Raw genomic sequence first — 24,938 nt, forward strand, 5'->3', positions numbered from 1 at the left:
TGCCATCGTGCGGGCCATGACGACACAGCACCTCCTTGATGACCGGCGTCGCGTTCCCCTGCACTCGATGGCGAACAAGGTGCCCGAAGTGACCGCCTGCTTCTGGATCATCAAGGTCCTGACCACCGGTATGGGCGAGACGGCCTCCGACCTCCTGGCCCGCATGCTCGGCCCCGTACCGGCGGTCGCCCTCGGCGGACTCGCCCTGGTGGCCTCCCTGGCCGTCCAGTTCACCGTCCGCCGCCACATCGCCTGGGTGTACTGGACCGCCGTCGTCATGGTCAGCGTCTTCGGCACGATGGCGGCCGACGTCCTGCACGTCGGCCTCGGCGTCCCCTATGCGGTGTCGACTCCCGTCTTCCTCGCCACGCTGGCCGCCGTCTTCGTCCTCTGGTACGCGAGCGAGCGGACGCTGTCCATCCACGGCATCCACACCCGTCGCCGCGAGGGGTTCTACTGGGCGGCCGTCTTGGCCACGTTCGCCCTCGGCACCGCCGCGGGCGACCTCACCGCCACCGCGGGCCTCGGCTACCTGGGTTCCGTCGTCCTCTTCGCGGCCGCGATCTGCGTGCCGGCCCTGGCCCACCGCTGGGCCGGCCTGAACGCGGTGGCCGCTTTCTGGTCCGCGTACATCGTCACCCGCCCCCTCGGTGCCTCCCTCGCGGACTGGATGGCGGTCGGCCACACCCGCCGCGGCCTGGCATGGGGCCTGGGGCCGGTCACCCTCGCGTGGACGGCTGCCATCCTGGGCTTCGTCGCCTACCTGGCCGCATCGCAGCGCGACAGGCGCGGTGGCGTTGCGACCTGACGGGGTGCGCCCCGGCTGCCGCCGGACCCCCAAAAAATCGCCGAGCGGGCGACACCGACGAAGGCGGCCGCGGCCTCCAGCTGATCGCCGCACTCTCACAACGCTGGGGGACCCGCTACACGTCCCACGGCAAATGCATCTGGACCGAGCAGCTCCTGCCGTAGAGGGATGCGCAAAGGGAATATATTGATATGTCATGACACGACCGCGCATCGCAGTGAGGGCAGCCGTCGCCCTGACGCTGGCCGGGTCGCTGGTCATGGCCTGCGGCGCCGGCGGTGGTGGCTCGAAGACGTTGACCTGGTCGATGTGGGCCAGCGGCGGTGAGGAACAGCAGGTCTGGCATGAACTCGCGGACCGGGTGTCCCGCGAAGATCCGCAGATCGCGATCAAGCTTGAGACCTCGTCCTTCGATGACTACTTCACCAAGCTCGGCACCCGTCTCGGCAGGGGCGACGCACCCTGCATCGTCTCGATGCAGGCGCTCCGCACCGCCGGCTTCTTCCAGGGCATGCTGCCGCTCGACGATCTGATCGCCAAGAACGACTTCGATGTGACGGACTTCGACAAGTCCGTCATGGAGGGGCTGAGTGCCGACGGGAAGCAGTACGCGCTGCCGTACGACGTCGGCCCGGTGATGCTCACGTACAACAAGGACATCTTCCGGAACGCGGGGGTGCCGGAGCCCAAGCCGGGGTGGACTCTGGCCGAGTTCGAATCGGTCGCCCGCAAGCTGACCGGGGACGGGACGTACGGGTTCGTGGCGGCGCCCCAGGATGTGTGGATGTTTCCCATGGTGCTGACCAAGACCGGGGCGCAGCCCACCGACGGGGCGGGCAAACTGCGACTCACCACCCCCGCCATGATCAAGGGAGTGCAGTGGTACGCCGACCTGGCGGCCAGGAAGAAGGTCGCCCCCCGCGTGCCCGCGGCCGATCCCGCGTTCTCCGACAGGCAGTTCCTCAGCGGCAACGTGGCCATGGGCGCCAACGGGCCGTGGGCGTTGCTGAACCTGAAGAACCAGGCCGGCTTCCAGGTGGGCCTGACCACGATTCCCGCCGGCCCGGACGGCAGCAGGACGTACTCGTCCGGTTCCGGGTTCGGCATCTCCAAGTCCTGCCCGGACCCGGAGCGGGCCTTCAAGGCGATCACGCTGATGACCGCCAAGAAGCAACTGGAGTGGCTCGGCGGGGTGGGACGTGCCTATCCGTCACGTGAGTCGGCACAGCACGCGTGGTACGAGAACGCCCGCCTTGCCGGTGCCCGAGAGGTTCTCGAAGCCGCCAACGCCACGGCGATTCCGCTGCGTACGACGAAACACTGGGATCAGGTCAACAAACTGCTCAACCAGCACGGAGCCGACCTCTTCAACGGGGCGAACTCCGCGAAACAAGTCCTGGAGCAGGTGCAGAGACAGGCCGGGCAGGATTGACCGGTGCGTGAGTGGGCCGCTGAGGGGCGAGTGATCACTTCTCTGTCAAGTTCAGCGTGCTCGGGTGAAGTGAGGAGGGACTAGGAACCAACCCATCGCCTTTGTACCCCTGGAAGTCTTACCTGGCCGCGATGTGCTCGGGGTCGCCGAGGCACCGCAGTGGGATCGCGTTTTCCATCGCCGCTTTGACCTCGGGATTGCCGGTCACGGCTGCCATGCCATGTGATGCGATCGCGCCGGGTGAGACCGCGTTGACCCGGATCCGGGGTGCCAGATCCAGCGAGGCAAGCCGCGTGTAGTGCCCAGGTCTCTGACCTGGGCCTTCTTCGTGGAGCGGGTGACGAGAATCGAACTCGCGCTCTCAGCTTGGGAAGCTACCGCGCTTGGGCGGGTGGGATGAAGCCGATGATGCCCAGGCCCGCCCCGAGCTTGTCGCCTTCCTCAGCCGAGCGCTTGACGTCATAGCCGTCGCAGCCGGCTCCGATGACCGCAATCAGCCGCAGCCGATGAGCAGCAGCTCCTTGACCGGCTGGGGATTGCCCTGGTCGCCGATCAGGCCCGGGCAGGCCGGGTGGGCGGAGCTCGTGCCGTTGCGGCTGTTGCCGGTGTTGGTGCTGTTGTCGGTCATAACCAGTGCGCCACCGGTCGTGGTGCACTGGTTCATGCTTCTCGCGTAGTGACAGGTCGTCGTGCTGGTACTGGCGTAGGTGGCCGTGTCCGTGGCCGACCCGCCACCGCGACCCGCCACCGCCACCGCGACCCGCCACCGCCACCGCGACCCGCCACCGCCACCGCGACCCGCCACCGCCACCACTGCCGCCCATCGCCCGAGAGATGTTCCGCTGCCCCATCCGCATGACAGGCAATAGGGGCATCGACGGTGTCCGCGAAGTAGCCGAACGGCTACTCCCCTCGGCCACTGGCAGTGCGCCGGATCCGCGTTAAGTTGTTTCCGCAATTCGGGCCGAGGTGGCGGAAAGGAATACGCGCCTGCATTTGCGGGTGGACCTGCAGGTCTTTGGGGGTTCGAGTCCCTCACTCGGCACTGGCCAGTTACCGGACGCCGGTCTGTGCCGTGCCCTTTTCGATACTGGTTTCCATGCTAGGAGGGCAAGTGACGACGGAATTCACCAGCGACACCATCGTCGGTGAGCTTTCGGACACGGTCGACCGAGAACTGGACAACAGTACTTTCTGGCGGGCTTTCACCCGAGGCGAGCTCCCCCTGGAGCATGTGCGCGACGTCTTTCTCCAGTACTACCTGTGGCGCAACACCTTCCACCGCTGGTTCGGCGTGTGCATCGCCAAGAGCCCGGCCTTCGGCAGCGGGCGGCAGACCGAGTACATCCTCCAGGAGCTGAGCGAGCACATCGAGGAGGAGGTTTCCGGCGACCATCACGGCCTGGCCGTCCAGTTCCTGAAGGTCCTGGGTGTGGACAACCCTCGCGACGTTCTCCCACTGCCGCACACCACGGCGTACGAGAACCACTTCGCGGAGCTCTACATGACCCCCGAGCGCAGCGGTGACGAGGCCCTCGCGGCGCTGGCCGGCCGGGAGCTGGTGGCGCCCAAGCGCAACCGGCTCACCATCGACGCGTTTCAGGAGAAGTACGGCATCAGTGAATCCCTGGAGTTCTTCCACCTCCACGAGGAACTGGAGGTGGAGCACTTCCGCGGCCTGTGGGGAGCGGTTGCCACGCAGTCCGAGAAGGACCGCAGGCTGGTCGAGGCGGCCAAGGATCAGATAGTCCGCCACGTGCGGTTCTGGGACGACGTGCACGCGGCCGCCTGAGGGGGCCCAGGAAGGGAAGGCTGCCATGTCCGTACCCGTTATCGACTCCTCCGCCTCGCTGTCCGCAGACGATGCCGTCCGGCGCTGGTCCGAGCTCGGCACGGAGAAAAGGGAAGAGCTCCTGGAGAAACTCCAGGAGCAGGTCGTCATTCCGCGACCGCTGCAGTTCTTTGTCGGTGAGCTGTCCGTCGACAACGACAAAGCCGTGGAGATCATCGGCGAATGCCGGGGAAAACCGGTCGCGGACTGGACCGACGAGGCTCTGATTCTCGTCACCACCCTCTGGCTGTGGCAGGTCGGCAAGGTGGCCGTCAGCGAACTGAACCAGGCCGACCTGAGCTTCAGCCTGCTGGAGGAGTACTTCACCGCCAAGCGCCGCGGCTACCACCGTATCCTCGGCCGTCCGGAGACACCGCCGGCCGAGACCGAGTCCCTGTTCGACATCGCGGAGTCGCTGGTCGGGCTGCGCAAGGACATAGAGCGGGACCACATCCGCTGCATGCGGATCAACGGGGCCACCTGGGAACGCCGGGAGTGGTTCCTGCCCAAGGCGGACATCGACCCGGACGAGCTCCCGGAGGACCTCCAGGAGCACCTCGAGGCACGCACCGGGCACCGGCTGCCCCCCGGTGACGGACACGTCGCGCGGTTCACCGGCCTGACCGAGCAGGTCATCGAGAGCGGCACCAACCCCGCGGAGATCCTCGTCGCACTCGCGACGTACGCGCTGACCCTGCCGCAGTTGGACGCCGACTACTCGATCATCACCTGCGCGCGGGGGAACAAACTGGAGACGCCCGAGGACATCGCCATGAGCGACGTCATGTCGTACACGGCGGTGCGTTCGGACTTCGACCCCGCCGCGCGGGGCGTACGGCTGAAGAACGACCAGATCATGAACGCGATCAGCCAGCGCATGCGCTACAACGTCGTCTGCCGGGTGCGCAACTACAGCTCCGACCGCGCGCAGCGCATGCAGGCACAGGCGTTCCAGCACCCCGACATCGCGGTGATGGAGGACGCCCATCACAACGGGCACCGCGCCAACGGCGTGCGCTTCGTGACCCGGGCCCCGCTGGTCTTCGACGTCGATCTGCCGGGCGGCACCCGCAGGCTCAAGGGCCTCGCGGACTTCCGCATCAACCGGGCCACCCACGACGAGGCCCGCCAGTTCACCCCCGCGGAGCTGGCCGTGGTCATCCGGATCAGCTGGTGGATGAAGGTCGTCACGGAGACCACGTGGCGCCACGGCCTGATGTTCGACGAGAAGTACTGCGTGAAGCTGGACACCTACGAGGACAAGGACGGCGGCAAACTCGCACGTCGCCGAGCCATGCTGGGAGAGGGCCGATGACGCATCCCGTGGACTCCGCTGTCGCTCCCTCCGCGCAGGTCCCGTCCGTCACGCTCAAGCTCGACGACATCCCCGAGCGCACACCGCACCCGGTCACCATCGGGCGCCGGGCGCTGCTGCTGTTCCGGTACGGGGACTGGGTGTACGCGACGGCCGCCCGCTGCACCCACCAGGGTGTCGAGCTGGCCGACGGCGAGCTGTCGGGCTCCCTGTTGCGCTGCCCCTGGCACGGCGTGAAGTTCGACATCCGCACCGGCGCCCGCGTGAACCAGCCCAACTGCCGCGACCTGCGGACGTTCCGGACCGAGGTCGAGGACGACCAGGTCACCGTCTACGACCAGGCCATCAGCGCGCCCAAGGGGGCAACGTCATGACCTACGTCATCACCCAGCCCTGCGAAGGAGTCAAGGACGGCGCGTGCATCGACGCGTGCCCGGTGGACTGCATCGAGGGCACTCCCGACACTCCGATGCTCTACATCGACCCGGAGGTGTGCGTGGACTGCGCCGCCTGCACCTCCGTCTGTCCCGTGGACGCGATCTACCCCGAGGACGAGGTGCCGGAGGAGTGGACGTCGTACATCAAGACCAATGCCGACTACTTCGGTCGGAGCGCCGATGACGATGACGACTGACAACAGCGGCACCGCGGTGTTGGTGCTCACCGAATCGCTGGACGATTACGGGCCGATGGTGGCCCTGGCGATCCGGCGTCCGGACCTCGCCCTGACACCGATCCTGCGGGAGCCGGCGTCCTCGCTGCCGGATCCCGGTCCGACCGTCACCATGCACGAGTTCCTGCGCGACGCCGCCCCGGAGACGGTCGAGCTGTGGCGGCACTTCCAGGTGCTGTGGCACCGCTGGGCGGCCCCGCTGGACTCCTTCCACCCTGTCCGCTGGTATCTGACCGCCGTCACCGGCGGCCCGCACCGGGCGGTGCACCGCAGCGTCGACGCGCAGTTGCAGCAACTCGGCAGAGTCCGTGAGGAGCGGCTGGCCGCGATGGCACGGCTGCTCGGCGGGGACATCCCGGACGTGGGCGAGGGAGCCGTCCTCGGCTGGGGCACCCCCGAGTGGTCGCTGCCGGGCATGCTGCTCGCCGCGCGCACAGGACGCCCGTATCTGTGGGAGCCGACCGCCGTCGAGGCCGTCCGGGCCGCCCAGCAGTGGTCCGGTCCGCTCACCCTGTCCTTCCCGCACGACGAGGTGACGGTCGAGCAGATCGCCCAGCTCGCCACCAGCCGGTCCTGGACGGCACGCGGGCGCCTCGCGGACGGTCTGGCCCTCGCCACCCGCCCCGTCGGCTTCCTCACCGCCACCTCCGTCGAGGTCCTCAGTTCGGTGGTGGGCCGTCAGCTGACGCTGGAGCTGCCGCTGACCGCGACCACCACCTCCGTGTTCACCGGGCTGGACACCGATCCCGAGGTCGGCCCGGACTCCTTCCTGCTCAACCGCGAGCGGTCCGCGGTCGGCTACCTCGAAGCCATGGGCGGCGTCAACGCGCTGTTCCTGTCCGGGCACAGCCGCGAGGACCTGTTCCACCTGGGGCCCGACGCGCTGTGCGGCCGGTCGGCGCAGAACGCGCCGTTCGCCCCGGGAAGTCGGCTTCCCGCCTGTGTGCACGACGGCCGCTGCGTCAAGGACGGCGAGGTCCTTCCGGCCCACGCCCTGACCGCACCGGTCGCCTTCTTCAACAGCTGCAACGTGATGCGGCTGGGCGGCGACGGCGCGTTCGACCCCCACTTCACCCTGCCGTTCACCTACCAGGAGGGCTCCGGGGTCGCCGCGGTCGGCAGCCGGCGCACCCGCTTCGGCGACGACAACGTCGAACTCGTCCTGGCCGAACGGCTGGTGCGTACCGGCCGGAGCGTGGGGGAGGTGGTCCGGCTGCTCAACAACGCCATTCCCCTGTGGGGACGCGAGGCCCCCGACTACCTGGTCCTCGGCGACCAGCAGTTCGCGCCGTTCGCCGCGGGAGCCGACCGCGCCCAGGTGGTCACCCGCGCGACGGACGGGCAGGCCGTAGAGGTGCTGTTCACCGAGGTGGAGTCCGAACTGCTGGAGTTGCGCCTGCCGAGCCCCGGCCCCGACCCCTCGGTGCGCGTCCTCGACGCCGTCGGCCCGGACGGGCAGCCTTGCGACATCGACCTGCGCACCGCGATCGCGCTGGAGGAGGACGGCAGCGCCCGGCTGTTCGTCTTCTCCTGGCAGACACTCCGGCTGAACTCGCTCTCCCTGCGCGTCGAACCCGTCCGTCCGCACCAGGACCTGGTCCAGGACCTCGGCCGGGTGCTGACGAACGCGACCGCCTACCGTCGGCTGCTGCGCACCTATCTGCCGGGGTTCGACAACACCGAGCAGGAGCTGCGGGCACGGGCGACCGCCCTGACCCGGCGCCGCGTGGAGAGCCGTACCGCGCCCCGAGCACTGCGGGAGGCGGACGCGGCCGCCGACGATCTGCGTTCGACGGTCGCCCGGCTGGACGAGGCGCTGTGCGACCATCTCCTCGGCCGCATCGGCTCCGGCGCGTTCGTCTGGCTCGAGCAGTTCGAGTCCGTGGACGGCACCTTCCAGGTAACGCGGCACCTGCCGCCCACCGTCTGTCCGTACTGCCGGGCGCGCGTCGTCCTGCGGGAGTACCGGCACGACTACCACCCGCAGGTCGCCCGGGAGTTCGCCCTGTGCAGCACGTGCGGCAACGTGTGGGACGTCGCGGGCGGGGTCCACCCCCCGATCGCGCTCGGAGAGGACACCGCCCGGCGCGGCAGCGAGCACGCGCAGGGCGTGCTGATCACCAACAACCAGGACCGTCCGCTGCGCGGCGCGGTCGGGTTGCGCCTGTACCAGTCGGACCAGCACGGGGTGAGCGTCACCCCCGGCGCGCAGGTGGTGGAGGTGCCGCCCCGGTCGAGCCGCGAGTACTGGTTCACGCTGAAACTGCCCGACGGGCTGCCGGCGCACATGGAGTTCCTGCGCGGGTTCTTCGTGTCCAACCTCGATGTCTCCGTCTTCCAGCGGAACTTGTGGATCAAGCCCACGCACGACGACGCCGACCGGCCGCGACAGACACTGCCTTCGGTCACCGTCTGGCCGCCGACCGGCACCGTCCTCAGCGAGGTCATGACCAGGCGGCATCCGTGACGTCCGACGAGCGGCGCTGGGTGGTCCCCATGCCCCCGCCGAACGTCACCGGCACGCTGCACCTCGGCCACGCCCTGACGCTGTCGGTGCAGGACGCCCTGGTCCGCTCCGCCCGGCTCGACGGCACGGACGTGCTGTACGTGCCGGGCACCGACCACGCGGGGCTCGGCACCTACGCGGCGGTGCGCCGGGACGAGACGTTCCGGCCGGACCTGCCGGTGGCCGAGCGGACACGGGCCTGGGCCGACCACTACCGCAAGGTCATCGTCGGTCAGTTCCACGCCCTGGGCCTCGACTGCGACTGGGACACGGAACTGCACACGCTGTCCCCGGCGTACCGGGAGCTCGTCGACGGAACCTTCGTCCGACTGGCCGAGGCAGGGCTGCTGCACCGCTCGGCGCGGGTCATGCCGTGGTGCCCCTCCTGTCGCAGCACCGTCCCGGACGTGGAGCACTCGGTGGGCACCGAGCGGGTCCCGCTGGCGCTGCTGGCCGTGCGACCGCACGGCAGACCGCTGGTGGTGGAGCTCGCGGCGGCCGAGGAACTGTGGGGCGCGGTGGCGCTCGCCGTCCCCGAGGGGCACCCGGCGGCCGGCGGTACGGCCGTGCTGCCGGCCACCGGCCGGGAACTGCCCGTACTGGCGGCTGCGACCGGCGCACCGCGTCCGGTCGTACCCGCGCACCGGCAGCAGGACCTGGAACTCGCCGAGGCCCATGGACTGCCGTGGACCGGGATACTCGACGCCGACGGCCGCTCGCTGGTTCCGGACCTGCCCGGACTGTCCAGGCAGGAGCTGCGCCGCGCGACGGTCGAGCGGTTCGGTCTGCGCACCGTCACACGCCAGTGCGCCGTCGAGCGCTGCGGGGTGTGCGGCAGCGAGCTGATGGCCCGGCTCCACCACCAGTGGTATCTGCGGCTGGCCCCGCTCATGGCCCCGGTGCGCACCGCACTGGACAACGGTGACCTGGTGATCCGGCCGAGCAGTGTGGAGCGCGAGGCGCGGCACTGGCTGGACTCCGCGCGCGACTGGTGCATCAGCCGCCAGATCCGCTGGGGTCAGCCGATTCCGGCGGTCGTCTGCGGTGACTGCGCCTACTGGACGCTGCCTCCCGCCGGATCCGGGAGCTGCCCCGACTGCGGTGGCGCCCTGCGGGCCGAGACCGATGTGTTCGACACCTGGTTCAACTCGGCCCACTGGCCGATCGCCGTCTCCGGCTGGCCGGCCGCCACCGCGCGGAGCCGGTATCCGGCCGCCGTGATGACGTCCGGCCGCGACATCCTGTTCTTCTGGTTCATCCGGCTGCTGGCCATCGGAACCTTCGTGACCGGCTCTCCGCCCACCCGCGAGTGCTGGCTGCACGGCCTCGTCGTGGACGAGCACGGTCAGAAGATGAGCAAGAGCCGCGGCAACGGCGTCACCCTGGACGACGCTCTCGCCGAGCACGGCCGCGACGTGCTGCGTGCGGCACTGCTCTCCGCCTGCCGTGACGCCGAGGACATCAGGATCCGCCAGGACATCTTCACGCAGCAGGCGGTTGTCCGCCGCCGCGCCGCCGACCTGGCCGAACTCGTCGCGCGCACACCCGAGTCCGCTTCTCGGCCCACCGCCGCGGACGAGCTGGAGCACTACGCCCGGCAGGCCGCTCGGTCCACCCGGGCGGCCGTCCGCCGGCATCTGCAGGAGCGGCACTTCGACCGTGCCGTCGAGGCCGTCACCGCGTTCGGCACGCGTGTCCTGGGACGCTACGCAACCGTGCGCGCCAAGGCCGACGGCGCCGGCGTCACCCCGCAGCTGCTGCTCGACCTCGCCGCCGTGTACGAGCCGTTCATGCCCGACACGGCGGCCGGGCTGCGCAAGGCGGCGGCCACCCGCTCGGCCGCGGACTGGCTGCCCGACGAGCAGCTGGCCGCAGCGGTCCGGGCCGTCGTGGCGACGGTGGAGGAGGCGGAGCGGCTGCGCGGCGTGGCAGGCATCCCGGTCGGCGTCCCGGTGACCGTCGAGAGCACCGACACGGCGGTGGCCCGGCTGCTCGCGACGCGCTGGTTCGGGCACCTCAGCGAGGTGGCCCTGGTCCCGGGTCCGCCGCCGGACGGCGCCTTCGCGGTGAGGGTTCCCGGAGCCCCGGGGCTGCGCCTGTGGCTGCCCGCCGCGCTGAGCGCCCCGGTCCACGACGACGTACGGCGCCGGCTGCGCAAGCTCGCCCGGGAACGGCGGCGACTGGCCCACCGGCTCGACCAGGTGCGTCACGGCCGCACGTCCGGCGTGTCGCGCGAGCGACTGGCCGGCCGGCTGGCCCGGGCCGAGGAGGCCACCCACGAGCTGCGCGGCGTCATGGCGGCGGTGGCCGACCGGCCGCAACCCGGCGGCCGGGGATGACGGACGGGCGGATGAAGGTCTGCGTAGTAGGCGCAGGCCCGCGTGGCCTCTCGCTGGTGGAGCGGATCTGTGCGAACGTCCGGCGGTCGGCCGAGCCCCTCGCATGCACGGTCCACCTGGTCGACCCCGCCGCGCCCGGCGCGGGACGGGTGTGGCGCACCGACCAGTCGCGGCAGCTGCTGATGAACACGGTGGCCTCGCAGGTCACCATGTTCACCGACTCCAGCGTGACGATGCGCGGGCCGGTGGAACCGGGCCCGAGCCTGTACGAGTGGGCCCGCCGACTGGCTGCCGAGGCATCGCCGGACGCCCGCGGCGGGCCGGAGGAGGAGTACGGGGAGGAAACCCTGGCCGAGGCCCAGAGCCTGGGCCCGGACTCCTACCCCACGCGTGCCTTCTACGGCGGATACCTGCGGTGGGTGCTGCGTACCGTCGTGGACGGCGCCCCCGAGTCGGTGTCCGTGCGCTTCCACCGGTGTCGGGCGGTCGCGCTGGACGACGCCCCCGACGGGCAGGCGGTGACGTTGGAGGGCGGTGCGCGACTCACCGGCCTGGACGCGGTCGTCCTGGCCCAGGGGCACGTGTCCGCCCGGCCGGACCCGCACACCCTGACGCTGGCGTGCTTCGCGGAAGAGCACGGTCTGGCCCATGTGCCGCCGTGCAACCCCGCCGACGCGGACCTGTCCGCGATCCGGCCCGGTGAGCCGACACTCCTGAGCGGCCTCGGCCTGAACGCCTTCGACCACATCGCGCTGCTGACGGAGGGCCGCGGAGGCTCCTTCGAACGCAAGGGCGACGGGCTGGTCTACCTGCCCTCCGGCCGCGAGCCGCGGCTGTACGCCGGTTCGCGGCGCGGCGTTCCGTACCACGCCCGGGGCGAGAACGAGAAGGGCGCCTACGGCCGCCACGAACCACGGCTGCTGTCCCCGCCGGTGATCGCCCGGCTGCGCGCCGCGGCGGAGCACGGCACCCCGGCGGACTTCCGTACGGACGTGTGGCCGCTGATCGCCAAGGAGGTGGAGAGCGTCTACTACGGCGCCCTCCTCGCCCGGCGCGGAGGCCGTGCGGCGACCGGGGCGTTCACCGCACGGTTCCTGGCCGCGGCCCGCGGCGCCGAGGAGGACGCGCTGCTGACCCGGCACGGCATCGGCCGCGGCGAGCGCTTTGACTGGGAGTGGATCCAACGCCCCTACTGCGCCCGGGACTTCGCCACCCAGGACAGCTACCGGGACTGGCTGCTGGAGTATCTGCGGCAGGACGTCCGGGCGGCGCGGGAGGGCAACGTCAGCGGACCGCTCAAGGCAGCGCTGGACGTCCTGCGGGACCTGCGCAACGAGGTACGGCTGGTCGTGGACCACGCGGGCATCAGCGGCGAGTCCTACCGCGACGACCTGGACGGCTGGTACACGCCGCTGAACGCGTTCCTGTCCATCGGACCGCCGGCCCAGCGGATCGAGGAGATGAGCGCGCTGATCGAGGCCGGGGTGCTCGACGTGCTGGGCCCCGGGCTGCGCGTGTCGACCGACCCCGTCCGGCCGGCCTTCGTGGCGTGGTCGGCGCGGATCCCCGGACACCGGGTGCGGGTCTCCGCGCTGATCGAGGCCCGGCTGCCCCCGCCCTCCCTGCGGCGGACCGCCGATCCGCTGCTGTCGCACCTGCTGCGCACCTCACAGTGCCGCCCATACCGGATCCCCGGCCGCGGCGCGGAGGCGTACGAGACCGACGGGCTCGACGTCACCGACCGCCCCTACCGCCTGATCGACGCTCAGGGGCGGGCGCACCCGCGCCGGTTCGCCTACGGCGTGCCCACGGAAGCGGTGCACTGGGTCACGGCCGCCGGGATCAGACCCGGGGTCGACTCCGTCACCCTGGGCGATTCGGACGCGATCGCCCGTGCGGTGCTCGGCCTGGCCGAGGCGGCCGCACCGGCTCCCCTCGACGCGGTCGGCGCAGGCGGTTCGCACTGCTCAGGCAGTCGGGCCGACGGTTTACGAAAGGCGGATTGCCATGGTTGAAGAGGTGAGCGCCTCCTTGGACGTGGGCCTGCTGTCCCCGGTCCGCGCGGGCTGCCCGGTGGAGGAGGCCGTCTGTGACCGGGCCTGGCTGCAGGCCATGCTGGAGGCCGAGGCCGGTCTCGCCCGAGCCCAGGCGAGGCTGGGCACCGTTCCCGCGACGGCCGCCCGCGCGATCACCGAAGCGGTCCGGGGCTCGCACTTCAGCGACGCGGACCTGGTCGCCGTGGCCCGCGCGGCACGGGAGACCGCCAACCCCGTGGTCGCTCTGGTCAAGAGCCTGACCTCGGTCGTCGCGGCGATCGAACCGACGGCGGCCGACTACGTCCATCGCGGGTCCACCAGCCAGGACATCTTCGACACCGGCGCCATGATCGTCGCCGACCGGTCCCTGCGGACGGTACGCGCCGACCTGGGGCGCACCGCGACGGCCCTGGCCGCCCTCGTCGAACGGCACCGCGACACCCCGATGGCCGGACGCACCCTCGCCCTGCATGCCGTGCCGACCACCTTCGGCCTCAAGGCGGGGGGCTGGCTCGACCTCGTGCTGGACGCCGTCGAACGGCTCGACGGTCTGCTGACCGAAGGACTTCCCGTCTCCCTCGGCGGCGCGGCGGGCACCCTGGCCGGGTACCTGGAGTACGCGCGTCCGCTGGACGACGGCGCCTACGTGGAGCAGTTGGCCCGCGCCTTCGCCGAGGAGGTGGAGCTCGGTCACCGCCCGACCCTGCCCTGGCACGCGCTGCGCACACCGGTCGCGGACATCGCCGCCGTGACGGCGTTCGTCACGGGTGCCCTCGGCAAGCTGGCCGTCGACGTGCTGGTGCTGGCGCGGACCGAGATCGCCGAGGTCGCGGAGCCGACCGCCGCCGGCCGCGGAGCGTCCTCGGCCATGCCGCACAAACGCAACCCCGTGCTCGCGACCATGATCCGCTCGGCCGCCCTCCAGGTGCCGGTGCTCGCGGCGGGGCTCACCCAGGGCCTGGCGACAGAGGACGAGCGGTCCGCCGGGATGTGGCACGCCGAGTGGCAGATGCTGCGCGAGTGCCTGCGCCTGTGCGGCGGCGCCGCACACACTGCCGTAGAGCTCGCCGAAGGCCTCCAGGCCCGCCCGGAGCGGATGCTGGCGAACCTCGAACTGACCGGGAACCAGCTCGTCTCGGAGCGGCTGACGGCGGTGCTGGCTCCACGCCTGGGCAAGGCCGTCGCACGCGAACTGCTCACCCGGGCGTCAGCGGCCTCGGCCGACACCGGGCGTCCACTCGGTGACCTGCTGGCCGAGACAACCGGACTCGAGGACCACCTGGACCTCTCGGAGCTGCCCATGCTCCTCGACCCGGCGCGGTACACGGGTGCTGCCGGCGCTCTGGCCGACCGCGTCCTGGACCGCTACGCGAAAGGAACGCCATGGACGTGATGACCGCTGTGCTCACCCGTCGCAGCGAGCATCGGCTGGTCGAGCCGTCCCCCTCCATGGAGGAGCTGACCTACCTGCTCAAGGCGGCGTCATGTGCCGCCGACCACGGCCGGTTGCGCCCGTGGCGATGGCTGCTGGTCAGTGGTGACGACCGGCGGGCGCTGGGCGAGGTGATGGCCGAGTGCAACGGCAAGAGCGTCGCGTCGATGGTCGCCAAGACACACCGTGCCCCGCTCCTCGCCGGGCTGATCCTCTCCCCGGACACCCGCTCCCGCGTGCCCGAGTGGGAACAACTGGCCGCCGCCACCGGCATGGTGACGTCGCTGATGCTGCTGCTGCACGCGCGTGGCTTCGGCAGCATCTGGCGGACCGGCGAGCAGGCCGACGCGGCGCCGATGCGGCGGTTTCTGTCCGTGGACGAACACGAGCGCGCTCTGGGCTGGTTGTATATGGGAACACCGGTCCGCGACGGATCCGTGGCGAGGCGCCGGCAGCCTCTGGACGTCGGCTCACGGCTGCAGGTCTTCTCGGCGCCGAACGACGTGGAACCGCAACTGGTCTCGGCACGGAGGTAGCTCGACAGCGATGCTCGACGACGACATGCGCCGCCTGGTCGCGGCACAGGGGCTGGGCTTCGTCGCCACGGTCCGCCCGGACGGCACCCCGAACCTGTCTCCCAAGGGAACGACCGAGGTGTGGGACGACGAGCACCTGGTCTTCCTGGATCTGTACTCGCCGGGCACGGTCGCCAACCTCGCCGCGAACCCGGCGGTGGAGATCAATGTCGTGGACCCGGTGCGCCGCAAGGGCTACCGCTTCCGCGGGGTGGGTCAGGTGTTCACGCAAGGGGAGACGTACGACCGGATCGTGCGGCGCTTCGCGCGTGAGCGGGGCACCGATCCGGCGCGTGTCAACTCCGCCGTCCTGATCCGCGTGCTGAAGGCCGACGCGCTCGTCTCACCGGCGTACGAAGGCGGTGCCACGGAGGAGGAGATCGCCGCGCGCTGGCGTGCGCGGCTGCTCTCCGGGGAGTCCGCGTGAGCGCACAACCGGAGGGCGGGCCGGCGTTACCGTCCACGGCCCCCGCCGAGGAGCGCGATCGCCGGCTGAACCGCGCGATACGCCCCTTGCTGGTCCAGTACGTCCTCGCCTTCACCGGGTATCTGTCGCTCACCCCGGTCCTGGCCGTCCTCGTCAGGGACGGCTGGCACCAGTCCGGCCTGGTCGTCGGGCTGGCGCTGATGGTGTTCAGCTGCTCCTCCCGGGCCGGCTCGATCGTGTTGAGCCCGTGGCTGGAGGGCAGGTCGGGCGTCAGGGTGCTGCTGCTGGCCAACCTGCTGTCCGGCAGCTGTTTCCTCACCATGTCGGTCGCCCACTCCGTGCTGCCGCTCATCGTGCTGCTCGCGGCGGGCGGCACCGGGGTGAGCCTCAACGGCCTGGTCGTACGGTCGGTCGTCGCCGAGTGGACCAGCGGCTCCCCGGCCCAGGTCACGGCCTTCGCGAAGCTGAATGTCATGCTGAACCTCGCGGCGGCGGTCGGACCGCTCATCGGCACCGCCGTGCTGGACACCGACGCCCCCTGGCGGCTGATGGTCGTGATCGCCGCCGGGTACTACGCAGCGGCCCTGTCGATGCTGTTCGTCGTGCGCAAGGAGGGCAAGGGCTTCGAGCGGGGCGGCAAGCGCTTCTCCCTCCGGCAGTACTGGACGGCGCTGCGCTCGTCACCGTTCCTGCGCCATGTGGTGCTGGTGTCCACCGTCGGGTGGGTGCTCTACGCGCAGATGTACTCGGCGCTGCCGCTGTACCTGTTCGCCACCGCGGGCTCCAAGCTCCAGGTGGCCACGTACTTCACCATGAGCGCGCTCATCATCGTGGTGCTCCAGATCCCCGCCTCGAAGGGGGTGGCACGGCTCATGGAGGCCCACGGTGTCGCGCTGACCACGGTGATCGGCACCGGCATGGGATGCTTCGCGGCGGCCTTCGCGGTGCTCGCCCTGTCTGGGGGCAACCCGGTCGCCACGTACGCGGCGGTGGCGACGTTCACGCTCGGCGAGATCCTGTTCGCGCCGTCCGTGGACACGGCGTTCGCGAAGTCGCGCGACAAGTCGACCGGCAGCTTCGTCGCCGTCTACACCGGCAAGCAGTTCACCCTCGCCACGGGAGAGGGACTGGGCATGCTCCTCGGCGGCGGCTTCTTCGAGTACGTGCGGGGCGTCTTCTCGCCCACCGTGTACTGGGCGGCCTTCGCCGCGGCGGGCGCCGTGGCCGCGGCCGGGACGGTGCTGCGGCGCGTCCGGATGCCGTCCGTCTGACGGCGCGCGCGTCCTCTTCCTCTACGCCCTCTCAATACTGTTCTCCCTTATGTCCCTTCTGTAACACCACCCTCTGTCACCGCAAGAAAAGTTTTCGAAGATCTCACGTCCCGGTACGCCGGACGGAACACAGAGATGACAGAGCGCACTTACGTTGGTGGTCTGCGCTGGGACGAGGAGAACTCGGTGAGCACTCAGAGGATGGCGCGCCAACGGCCCTTCCATCGGAGCCTCGCGTTCTGGGTCCTGCTGGCACTGGGGCTCGGCGCCGCATTCAGGGCGATATTACCCGAGGACGGGGCACGCTTACGCGTACTGCCCGACCTGTTCCTTTCCGTCATGACGATGTTCATAGCGCCGCTCGTGTTCACCACGGTGGTCGGCGCGATCGCCGTGCTCGGCGATTTCCGGCGCTTCGGCCGCTTGTCGGCCGGCGTTCCTCTTCTCGGTCGCCCACGGCTACGCGGGCGGACAGCCGGGGCTTCGGCGACCCCCCGCTCCTGCCGGCATGAACTCGATCCCGGTCCAGGGAATCGGCCTCGTCGTAGGAATCGACCGACTGATGTCGGAGGGACGTGCCGTGACCAACCTGACGGTGACCGCCTGCGCCACACGCTCGCTGCCTCACTCACGGTGGATCCCGACCGCCCCGGGGACGATCCCTCGGTCGTGAAGACCGAGATCTCCCGCTAGGGCCCCTTCGCCCCGCCGCGGCACCGGGCCTGCACAGACCCGGTGGCCCTCACACATGTCACCGACCTCCATCCTGTGGCCCCCACCAAGGAGAAGTCAGAAACATGTCCGTGCAGCCGACCGCGACTGATGAGACGGATCTGGCAGGCACCTTCGTAATGCTCCGAGACAGGCTCACCCGGTTACGCGTCGAGCAGATCCTGAACGGTGCGAGCCGGCGGGCGCGGGTGTACGGGTCCCAGGACATCGAGGACATCGTGGAGGACGTCGTACGGGAAAGAAATCCGATACTGATCGTCTCGCTGCATGAAATCGATGCCTTGAGCCGGTCCGCCCTGACGCTGTGCGCGGCCACGGGAGCGAAGGTCCTGGTCCTTGTGGACGACACTCAACGGGCCCCGTGGGAACGGTTGGCCGGCATTGCCGTGGGCGGATGTCTGTCGACCGCGGAACTATCCGAAAAGGGTCTTTGCCTGGCGATCGAGCGGATACTCGCGGGTGAAGTGCCGGTATCCGGAAATCTGATACACGCTCTGTTGTCCCTGGCCGCGGGCGCCCCCAGGGATTCCCACGATCACCTGGTACGGATGACTCCACGGGAGCAGGAGGCACTGGTCCTCCTCGTCGACGGACTGAGCAACAAGCAGATCGCGCGGCAACTCGGTATTTCCCTGCACGGCGCCAAGCGTCTCGTCGCCAACATCCTCGCCAAACTGAACTGCACCAACCGCACTTCGGCGGTGACCAAGGCCTTGCGGAGCGGCCTGTACGACAAGGTCAGAAACAGTCGCCAGGATCGTCAGCTGCTGCTGCAGAAGGGGTGACCTCGATCTTGACACCCGCGGCCAGCCGCTCGGCCGTGTCGACGGCCTCCTGGAGTGTCGCCCCGGTGACACAGACGAAGGACGAACGGTCGTAGGAGGACTTCAGCGGCGCCGTCTCGCTCCCCTCCTTGAGGGTGAGCTTCCCGGCGAGGAGATGCGGGGAGGCGGCGACCTCCGCCCAGCCGTCCACGGCGGTGACGGTCCCCCCGGGCGGCGTCAGGAACCGGATGGCGGCGGCGCGCCGGGCGCCCCAGCCCGAGACGTCCACGGGCTCGCCCAGGAACTGGTCGAAGACGGCCCCGTGCATCTGCGTGTCCGTGATGTGCTGCGCCATGACGTGGATGTAGTCCCCGCCGGGGCGCACATGCACCTCGCCGAGCACGATCCCGCCGTCCCGCTCCAGCCAGAACTCGACGTGGAACACGCCCCAGGACAGCCCCAGGGCCGGCAGGGCACGCTCCAGAGTCGACACCACATCGGCCTGCGCGCCCGGCGGAAGGTCCGCGGGCATGGCATGCCCGAGTTCGATGAAGTGCGGGGCGCCCGTGGTGACCTTCGCCGTGACGGCCAGCAGCCGCGGCACACCGTCGACGAAGACGCCCTCCGCGCTGAACTCCTCCCCCGTCTGGAATCCCTCGACGAGGACGTCCTCCGCGAGAGCTGCTTCGGTCGGCTCGTCGGCAGCCATGTCCATCCCCTGACCGACGAGTTCCTCCCTCAGCTCCCGCCGCGCGTGGGCCAGATGGACCAGGGCCGCCTCCAGGTCGCTCTCGTCGCGCACCAGCGACACCCCAGCGCTGCCCCGGCCGGTGGGCGGCTTGACGATCCACGGTCCCGGCCGGTGCGCGGCCAGGAACTCGCGTATCTCCCCCTCCGAGGAACAACGCGCCACGGGCGGCTGCCGGAAGCCCCGCTCGGCGAGCGCGGCACGGCAGGCGAACTTGTCCTGAATACGCCGCACGGCGGCCCGCCCGTTGCCCGGGAGCCCCAGGACCTCGGCGACGGCCGCGACGGACTCCGCCGCCGTCTCACGGGTTCCGTACACCCCCAGGAACTCCTGGCCCGCCTTCTTCTGCCCCACCGCCCAGGCGACCGTGGCCTCGACATCCGCGTACGGCAACTCCACGGTCAAGGCGGCGCGTTCGGCGAGTTCCGGGACCTTGCTCAGATTCTCCCGGGTGTCGGCCAGTATCACGTCCAGCCCGCGCTCCTCGGCCTGTTCCATGCAGTGCGCGCCGGTCGGCCGAAGCGCACCACCGAGCAGCAGCAGAGAGCGAGCCGATGCCATGCGCAGCCTCTTCCTCGTCAGGAACCGTGATCACCGATGCCTCGACCATCATGGTGGAGCTACCAGGCCTGTCAATGGGACGGGTCCTCATCGCGTCGCCCGTCCCCGGCCGAAGACGACACGACGACGGGTCTGGCCCGCCCGGACCAGCCCTCGCCACTGATCAGGCAGTGGTTCAGCAGAGTCAGAAGGGGATTTCCTGGCCCGCGTGGGTCTGCACGGCGCGCTGGTAGAGCAGGTCGCACACGAGGGCGTCCTCGGTGGGGATGCCGACGGATTCGAAGAGGGTCAGTTCCTCGGCGGAGGCGCGGCCCGGGTGCTCCTTGGAGAGGACGGCCGACAGCTCGGTCATGGGCGGGCGGGGCGGCAGGAGGCCCTCCGCGATCGGGATCAGGATGTCGCCCGCCTCGCGCAGCACGGCGTCCGTGGACTCGACGAAGAGCGAGGCGTCGGCGACCAGCCGCGACGGCAGCTCGCGCCGGGTCGGGCCGTACGCTCCGACCGCGCTGATGTGCGCGCCCGGGCGGGGCCGGAAGGCGTCGGGGAACAGGGGGGCGGTGGCGGACGTGACCGTGCAGATCACGTCGGCGTCCTCAGTGGCGCTCGCGACGCTGTCGTGGAGCTCGATCTCGATCCCGGCGCTCCGGGCCCACTCGGCGAGCCGGCGAGCCTTGTCCATGTCCCGGCTGTGGAGCCGGACGGAGTCCCAGGGGCGGATGCCCGCGAGGCCCTCCAGGTGGCTCCGCCCCTGCACGCCCGCGCCGATGACGGCCAAAGTGCGGGCATCCCGCCGTGCCAGCAGGTCGGTCGCGAGGGTGGTCACTGCGGCGGTTCGCAGTTCGGTCAGGGTGGTGGCGTCCATCAGGGCGAGGGGCTGGCCGGAGTGGGCGTCGAAGACCACGGCCAGCCCTTGGACGCTCGGCAGCCCCTGTGCGGGGGCGCCGTCGAAGAGGCTGACCAGCTTGACGGAGAGGGTGGCCCCATGGGCGGCGGGCATGAACAGCAGCTGTCCCCCCGGGGTCTGCACAGCGCTACGGACGAACCCGTTACTGCCGTCCCGGGCCGGGACGAACGCCTCGCCGATGACGGCGGCGAGGTCGGAGACCGAGGTCAGGTCCCTGATGGTGGTCGCGTCGAGGAGCTTCAACACGGGTTCTGCTTTCGGTCGCGGCGTTCACGGACGGGCGGCGATTCGTCGTGCGGGGCGCCCTCAGCTGCCCGGGCGTGGCCTCAGCCGCGGCGTACGGTGCGCAGGGAGTCGTCCAGGAGGTCGCAGAGCAACTCGGTCTCCTTGTCGCTGAGCCCGGGGTGGCAGGGGAGGTTGACCTGCTCGTGGAACCACAGCCGCTCGGCGACCGGGCACTCGCCGTAGTAGTGGCTGCGGGCACGCCACTCCGGGGTCAGGTGGAGAGGGAAGTAGCGGAGGATCATCTGCACCCCGCGCTCGCGGAGCTCGTTGACCAGCCGGTCCCTGTCGATCTTCCGCGGCCCGCGTACGAAGAAGGTGAACAGGTGATGAGACTGCTCGGCCCCCGCCGGTTCGACGGGCAGTTCGACGCAGTCGGTGTGGTTCTCCAGCACCTCGCGCAGACGGGAGGCGATCAGTCGGCGGCGTGCCACCAGCCCGGGCAGGGCGGCCAGTTGCACCGAGCCGACGGCCGCGGCGGCTTCGGAGAGCGTGGCGTTGGTGCCGTGCCGGAGCAGGGCGGCGCAGTCATGGGTGTAGGCGTTCCCGGGGTAGAGGGCGCCGGGGAGGGCTTCGGCGGAGTCACCGAAGCGGTGCCGGTGGGGGACGAAGTGTGCGTCCGTCTCGTTCCCCCGGAGCCGTTCGACCCGCTGGGCCCACTCTTCGTTGTGGAGGGTGAGCATGCCGCCCTCGCCGAGGGTCGTGATGTTCTTGCTGGAGTGGAAGCTGAAGCAGCCCATGTCCCCGAGGGAGCCGGGGCGGCGGCCCCGGTAGGAGCTGCCGATGGCGTGTGCGGAGTCCTCGATGACCACGGCGTCGTGGGCACGGGCGAGGGCCATGATCGTCTGCATGTCGGCGGGCAGGCCCCCGTAGTGGACGAGTATGACGGCGCGGGTCCGGTGGTTGACCAGCTGTTCCAGGCGGACCGGGTCCATGTTCATCGTGTCCGGGCTGACATCGCAGAACCTCACCCGTACGTGCGGGTACTGGAGCAGCGGTTGAAGGGTGGCCTGATAGGTCTGCGGAGTGACGACCACCTCGTCCCCCGGGCGCAGGTCCAGCAGGTGGATGGCGAGTTCGAGGGAAACGGTGCCGCTCGTGGTGCTCAGGGCGTACGGGGTGCCGACGTAGGAGCGGAAGTCCTGCTCGAACCGGGCCCGCCAAGCGCCACCGGACAGCGTCGCGCCCGAACGCAGGACCTGGGAGACCGCTTCGAGCTCCTCGGCTCCGACCTTGCTCCCCACCGGGAGGTACGGCACACGGTAGTCCCGGTCCGGCGCGGCGTAGGCGGACACCTTGGGTGCCTCGTCGATCATCATGTCGCTCCCACAGTCGTCTCAGTCGAACGGTCGTCTCAGTCGCATCACTTGGCAGGGATGCTCGCGGTCAAGTGCGTACTCGGTCCGGTGTCGCCGCCGTCGCTCTCGGGGACGTCCGCGACGAAGGTGGCCTCGTCGAAGGGGAGTCGGCCGCCGAGGACCTGGCCGACGCGCTCCTTGTCGATCTCCTTGGTCCAGGTGCCGACGAGGACGGTGGCCACCGCGTTGCCCGCGAAGTTGGTGAGGGCGCGGGCCTCGCTCATGAAGCGGTCGATGCCGACGATCAGGCCGACACCCTCGACGAGTTCGGGGCGGTGGGACTGGAGGCCGCCGGCGAGGGTGGCGAGCCCGGCGCCGGTGACGCCCGCCGCGCCCTTCGACGCGATGATCATGAAGGCCAGGAGAGAGATCTGCTGCCCGATGGAGAGCGGATCACCCATGGCCTCGGCCACGAAGAGCGAGGCCATCGTGAGGTAGATGGCCGTACCGTCGAGGTTGAAGGAGTAGCCGGTCGGGACGGTGATGCCGACCACGGGCTTTGAGACGCCCAGGTGCTCCATCTTCGCGATCAGGCGCGGCAGCGCCGTCTCGGAGGAAGAGGTGGAGAGGATCAGCAGAAACTCGCGGCCCAGGTACCTCAGCAGGGAGAAGATGCTGATGCCGGTGCACAGCTTCAGGAGGGGGCCCAGCACAAGGAAGACGAACAGGACGCAGGTGACGTAGAAGCCGGTCATGATGACGGCGAGGGACGCGAGGGCGTCGATGCCGGTTTCACCCACCACGGCGGCGATCGCGCCGAACGCGCCGACCGGAGCGGCCCACATGATCATCGACAGGATGCGGAAGACCAACCGCTGGATGTGTCCGATCCCCCGCAGGACCGGCTCCCCGGCCGAGCCCATCGCCTGGAGCGCGAACCCGCTCAGCAGCGCGACCAGCAGCGTTTGGAGGACCTCGTCCTCGGTGAAGGCGGAGACGAGGGTGGTGGGGATGATGCCGACGAGGAACTCGACGGTCCCGTCGCTGCCGTCCTTCGCCTGCTCGGCGCCGACCCCGGCGGTCTCCTGCGTCAGGTGCAGCCCGTGCCCGGGTTCCAGGAGGTTGCCGACCACCAGTCCGATGGCGAGGGCGACGGTCGACATCGCCATGAAGTAGCCCAGTGCCAGCCCGCCGACCGCGCCGACCTTGGCCGCCTTGCGGACGGAGCCCACGCCCAGCACGATCGTGCAGAAGATGATGGGCGAGATCATCATTTTGATCAGCGCGACGAACGCCGCACCCAGCGGTTTCAGTTCCTTCGCCGCCTGCGGAGCGACAAGGCCGAGGGTCACGCCGATGACGACAGCGGCGATCACGGCGAGGTAGAGATAGTGACTGCGGTCGGTTCTGCGGCGGCCGGTCTGTGCTGGCGTCGACATCGGGGACCTGCTCCTTAGTTGCCGTGCAGGGCGAAAGCGCCGACGGCCGAGGGCATGGACGACAGGGCGATCAGTTGGCGGCTCATGGCGGTCAGCCGCGCTCGTGCCGCCGGTGAGGTGAGCCTCCGGCGACCGTCGTGGGTGCTGGTGAAGTCAGTGGGTACGGTGACGAGCTGATCGGGGACGGCGAGTCCTTTCAGGGCGCGTACGACCACCCGCAGGCTGTCGCAGACCTGGGTGGCGGAGAGGTTCTCGCCGTGCGCGAGGACCCCTACCGGCTTGCCCTGGACATGCGGGGTGTCCAGGTGGTCCAGGGCGTTCTTCATCGCTCCGCTGAAGGAGCCGTGGTACATGGGGGACGCGAGCACGAGCACATCGGCGCGGTCTGCGAGCGCCACGAGTTCGCGTGCGGCCGGGTCGGCGTAGTGCATGCCCCGGCCGTGGCGGGCCGCGTCCAGGATCGGCAAGGGCCGGGTCGCCAGATCCCAGATCCGGTTCGTCCCGCCCAGCTCGGCCAGGCACTCGGCGGCGGTGGCGACCGCCTCCCTGGAATGCGAACCCACACTCGGACTGCCGCAGATCAGCAGTGCTTCCGGACTCGTCATCGACGCCCCTTCTCTCGCGTGCCGTCTGCTGCCGGAACACCTTGCCCGCGCGGTGCCGGGGAGGCCGTCACCCGGACTCGTCACGGAGGCAGACTTACCTACCGGTAGGGAGTGTTGAAGGTCTCTGTCCGCTCGACGACGAGCGCTGTCACAAACAGGATCCCGGCGGATCCAGGAGCGTGATCAGAAAGCCCTTTTCGTCGCGACCAGGTAGCCACGACGGGCGGCGATGGCTCCGGCCTCGAACCTGCTGCGCGCGTTCATCTCGTCCAGCAGCCGGGCGACGGTACGGCTGACCGTGCGCTTCGACACCACCAGGCGGTGGGCGATCTGCTCGTCGGTGGAGCCGTTGGCCAGCATGCGCAGGACTTCCTGGGCGTGTCCCTTTTCCAGCGAGGGGTGGACGCTCACCGAGAACGGCTTCGCCTCGTCCCACAGGCCCAGGAAGAGGTAGTGCAGCATGCTCACGGTCTCGGGGCAGTCGGAAACGGTGGTGTTCTCCTCCCGGTCCCGGCCGGCGCTCCCCCCGTCGGCAAAGGAGCCGACAACGGCCGTGGTGTTGTCGACCACCGAGAGGGGGACGGGGACCTGTGCCGAGGTACGCACCTGGATTCCTGAGCGGGCCTGCCACTCCACGTAGGCGCGGACGTCGGGAAGGGCGGCGAGCCGCTCCTCCCAGATGACCGATATCCGTACCCAGCGCCGCAGAAGGTTCAACAGCAGCAGCCGCTCCCCCTCCCGTTCGACGGGGCTCATGGTCTCCCCTGAGCGGACGAGAACGAGTTCGTGCCGGGCCGTCGCGAGGGCCGAGCGGAACCTCCGGTCGGGGTGGTGGAGGGTCAGTCGTGCCGGGGTTCGTGGCGAGCGACTCGGTGCGGTTGCGGTGGYGTTCACTGTCATGCCGTACGGCCTCTTTCCATGGTGACGCGATGACGCGGTGACGCGATGACGGAAAGGCAG

General features: G+C 70.2%; 22 protein-coding genes, 1 tRNA gene and 2 pseudogenes. 17 read left to right on the top strand and 8 right to left on the bottom strand.

The genetic code is table 11. The features are described 5' to 3' along the window. Window positions 1-16: 16 nt before the first annotated feature. The 3 genes and pseudogenes from CA983_RS01830 to CA983_RS01840 all read left to right on the top strand — a co-directional run bounded on the left by CA983_RS01830 (window position 17) and on the right by CA983_RS01840 (window position 2,240). Entirely contained in the window at window positions 17-808 is a 792-nt protein-coding gene (locus tag CA983_RS01830; RefSeq protein WP_086599089.1) for a COG4705 family protein, read from the top strand. Window positions 809-837: 29 nt separating this feature from the next. Further along, a pseudogene (locus CA983_RS47520) lies at window positions 838-972 on the top strand (ATP-binding protein); the annotation flags it as partial. 32 nt (window positions 973-1,004) lie between these two features. After that, window positions 1,005-2,240, top strand: a complete 1,236-nt coding sequence (locus CA983_RS01840) for an ABC transporter substrate-binding protein (RefSeq protein ID WP_086599091.1) — start codon at window positions 1,005-1,007, stop codon at window positions 2,238-2,240. Between the two features lie 118 nt (window positions 2,241-2,358). Here the strand turns inward: CA983_RS01840 and CA983_RS49350 are convergent. Beyond that, window positions 2,359-2,526, bottom strand: a pseudogene (locus CA983_RS49350) (SDR family oxidoreductase); the annotation flags it as partial. Window positions 2,527-2,733: 207 nt separating this feature from the next. Continuing rightward, window positions 2,734-2,904 carry a hypothetical protein gene (locus CA983_RS46085; protein ID WP_158101817.1) on the bottom strand — a complete coding sequence of 57 codons (171 nt, stop codon included), beginning with the start codon at window positions 2,902-2,904 and terminating at the stop codon, window positions 2,734-2,736. Window positions 2,905-3,203: 299 nt separating this feature from the next. Between CA983_RS46085 and CA983_RS01850 the strand changes: the two genes are divergently transcribed. The 14 genes from CA983_RS01850 to CA983_RS01915 all read left to right on the top strand — a co-directional run bounded on the left by CA983_RS01850 (window position 3,204) and on the right by CA983_RS01915 (window position 18,162). Then, window positions 3,204-3,285 (top strand) — tRNA-OTHER (locus CA983_RS01850). Window positions 3,286-3,354: 69 nt separating this feature from the next. After that, window positions 3,355-4,032: an iron-containing redox enzyme family protein gene (locus CA983_RS01855; protein ID WP_158101818.1), complete on the top strand. Its 678-nt coding sequence runs from the start codon at window positions 3,355-3,357 to the stop codon at window positions 4,030-4,032. Window positions 4,033-4,057: 25 nt separating this feature from the next. Further along, the gene (locus CA983_RS01860) at window positions 4,058-5,386 is read left to right on the top strand and encodes a hypothetical protein (RefSeq protein WP_086599094.1); all 1,329 of its coding nucleotides are present in this window, start codon (window positions 4,058-4,060) and stop codon (window positions 5,384-5,386) included. Further along, on the top strand, window positions 5,383-5,760 hold the full coding sequence (locus tag CA983_RS01865) for a Rieske (2Fe-2S) protein (protein ID WP_086599095.1): 378 nt from the start codon (window positions 5,383-5,385) through the stop codon (window positions 5,758-5,760). The genes CA983_RS01860 and CA983_RS01865 overlap by 4 nt, the downstream gene beginning before the upstream one ends. Next, entirely contained in the window at window positions 5,757-6,020 is a 264-nt protein-coding gene (locus tag CA983_RS01870) for a 4Fe-4S dicluster domain-containing protein (RefSeq protein WP_086599096.1), read from the top strand. Before CA983_RS01865 ends, CA983_RS01870 begins: the two co-directional genes overlap by 4 nt. After that, complete coding sequence (locus CA983_RS01875; RefSeq protein ID WP_143645433.1) at window positions 6,004-8,526, top strand: hypothetical protein; 2,523 nt, start codon at window positions 6,004-6,006, stop codon at window positions 8,524-8,526. The genes CA983_RS01870 and CA983_RS01875 overlap by 17 nt, the downstream gene beginning before the upstream one ends. Next, the gene (locus tag CA983_RS01880; RefSeq protein ID WP_086599098.1) at window positions 8,523-10,904 is read left to right on the top strand and encodes a class I tRNA ligase family protein; all 2,382 of its coding nucleotides are present in this window, start codon (window positions 8,523-8,525) and stop codon (window positions 10,902-10,904) included. Before CA983_RS01875 ends, CA983_RS01880 begins: the two co-directional genes overlap by 4 nt. Next, window positions 10,901-12,919, top strand: coding sequence for an FAD/NAD(P)-binding protein (locus CA983_RS01885; RefSeq protein ID WP_086599099.1), 2,019 nt, complete (start codon window positions 10,901-10,903; stop codon window positions 12,917-12,919). The genes CA983_RS01880 and CA983_RS01885 overlap by 4 nt, the downstream gene beginning before the upstream one ends. Continuing rightward, window positions 12,912-14,333 carry a nitrosuccinate lyase gene (locus tag CA983_RS01890; protein WP_086599100.1) on the top strand — a complete coding sequence of 474 codons (1,422 nt, stop codon included), beginning with the start codon at window positions 12,912-12,914 and terminating at the stop codon, window positions 14,331-14,333. The genes CA983_RS01885 and CA983_RS01890 overlap by 8 nt, the downstream gene beginning before the upstream one ends. Then, window positions 14,324-14,908 (top strand): nitroreductase family protein, encoded by a 585-nt coding sequence (locus tag CA983_RS01895; protein ID WP_086599101.1) that lies wholly within the window; start codon window positions 14,324-14,326, stop codon window positions 14,906-14,908. Before CA983_RS01890 ends, CA983_RS01895 begins: the two co-directional genes overlap by 10 nt. 10 nt (window positions 14,909-14,918) lie before the next feature. Then, window positions 14,919-15,374, top strand: coding sequence for a pyridoxamine 5'-phosphate oxidase family protein (locus CA983_RS01900; RefSeq protein WP_086599102.1), 456 nt, complete (start codon window positions 14,919-14,921; stop codon window positions 15,372-15,374). Next, complete coding sequence (locus CA983_RS01905) at window positions 15,371-16,645, top strand: MFS transporter (RefSeq protein WP_158101819.1); 1,275 nt, start codon at window positions 15,371-15,373, stop codon at window positions 16,643-16,645. Before CA983_RS01900 ends, CA983_RS01905 begins: the two co-directional genes overlap by 4 nt. A gap of 201 nt (window positions 16,646-16,846) precedes the next feature. Further along, the gene (locus CA983_RS49355; RefSeq protein ID WP_425276409.1) at window positions 16,847-17,338 is read left to right on the top strand and encodes a cation:dicarboxylate symporter family transporter; all 492 of its coding nucleotides are present in this window, start codon (window positions 16,847-16,849) and stop codon (window positions 17,336-17,338) included. 104 nt (window positions 17,339-17,442) lie between these two features. After that, entirely contained in the window at window positions 17,443-18,162 is a 720-nt protein-coding gene (locus CA983_RS01915; protein WP_086599105.1) for a helix-turn-helix transcriptional regulator, read from the top strand. Here CA983_RS01915 and CA983_RS01920 read toward each other — a convergent pair. From CA983_RS01920 to CA983_RS01945, 6 genes are all read right to left on the bottom strand, one after another. Beyond that, window positions 18,116-19,450 carry an ATP-grasp domain-containing protein gene (locus CA983_RS01920; protein WP_086599106.1) on the bottom strand — a complete coding sequence of 445 codons (1,335 nt, stop codon included), beginning with the start codon at window positions 19,448-19,450 and terminating at the stop codon, window positions 18,116-18,118. The two genes, CA983_RS01915 and CA983_RS01920, sit on opposite strands and share 47 nt — an antisense overlap. A gap of 184 nt (window positions 19,451-19,634) precedes the next feature. Further along, a complete protein-coding gene (locus CA983_RS01925) occupies window positions 19,635-20,600 on the bottom strand; it encodes an ornithine cyclodeaminase family protein (RefSeq protein WP_086599107.1) in 966 nt (321 codons plus the stop codon). Window positions 20,601-20,680: 80 nt separating this feature from the next. Next, window positions 20,681-21,955, bottom strand: a complete 1,275-nt coding sequence (locus tag CA983_RS01930) for a DegT/DnrJ/EryC1/StrS family aminotransferase (RefSeq protein WP_244206576.1) — start codon at window positions 21,953-21,955, stop codon at window positions 20,681-20,683. A 44-nt stretch (window positions 21,956-21,999) separates the two neighbouring features. Then, the gene (locus CA983_RS01935; protein WP_086599108.1) at window positions 22,000-23,373 is read right to left on the bottom strand and encodes a cation:dicarboxylate symporter family transporter; all 1,374 of its coding nucleotides are present in this window, start codon (window positions 23,371-23,373) and stop codon (window positions 22,000-22,002) included. A gap of 14 nt (window positions 23,374-23,387) precedes the next feature. Next, window positions 23,388-23,978, bottom strand: coding sequence for an NADPH-dependent FMN reductase (locus CA983_RS01940; protein WP_086599109.1), 591 nt, complete (start codon window positions 23,976-23,978; stop codon window positions 23,388-23,390). Between the two features lie 183 nt (window positions 23,979-24,161). Next, window positions 24,162-24,734 (bottom strand): helix-turn-helix transcriptional regulator, encoded by a 573-nt coding sequence (locus CA983_RS01945; RefSeq protein ID WP_107500188.1) that lies wholly within the window; start codon window positions 24,732-24,734, stop codon window positions 24,162-24,164. Window positions 24,735-24,938: the final 204 nt, after the last annotated feature.

It is taken from the genome of Streptomyces swartbergensis (genome assembly GCF_002148965.1).
In the GTDB taxonomy this organism is placed as follows: domain Bacteria; phylum Actinomycetota; class Actinomycetes; order Streptomycetales; family Streptomycetaceae; genus Streptomyces; species Streptomyces swartbergensis.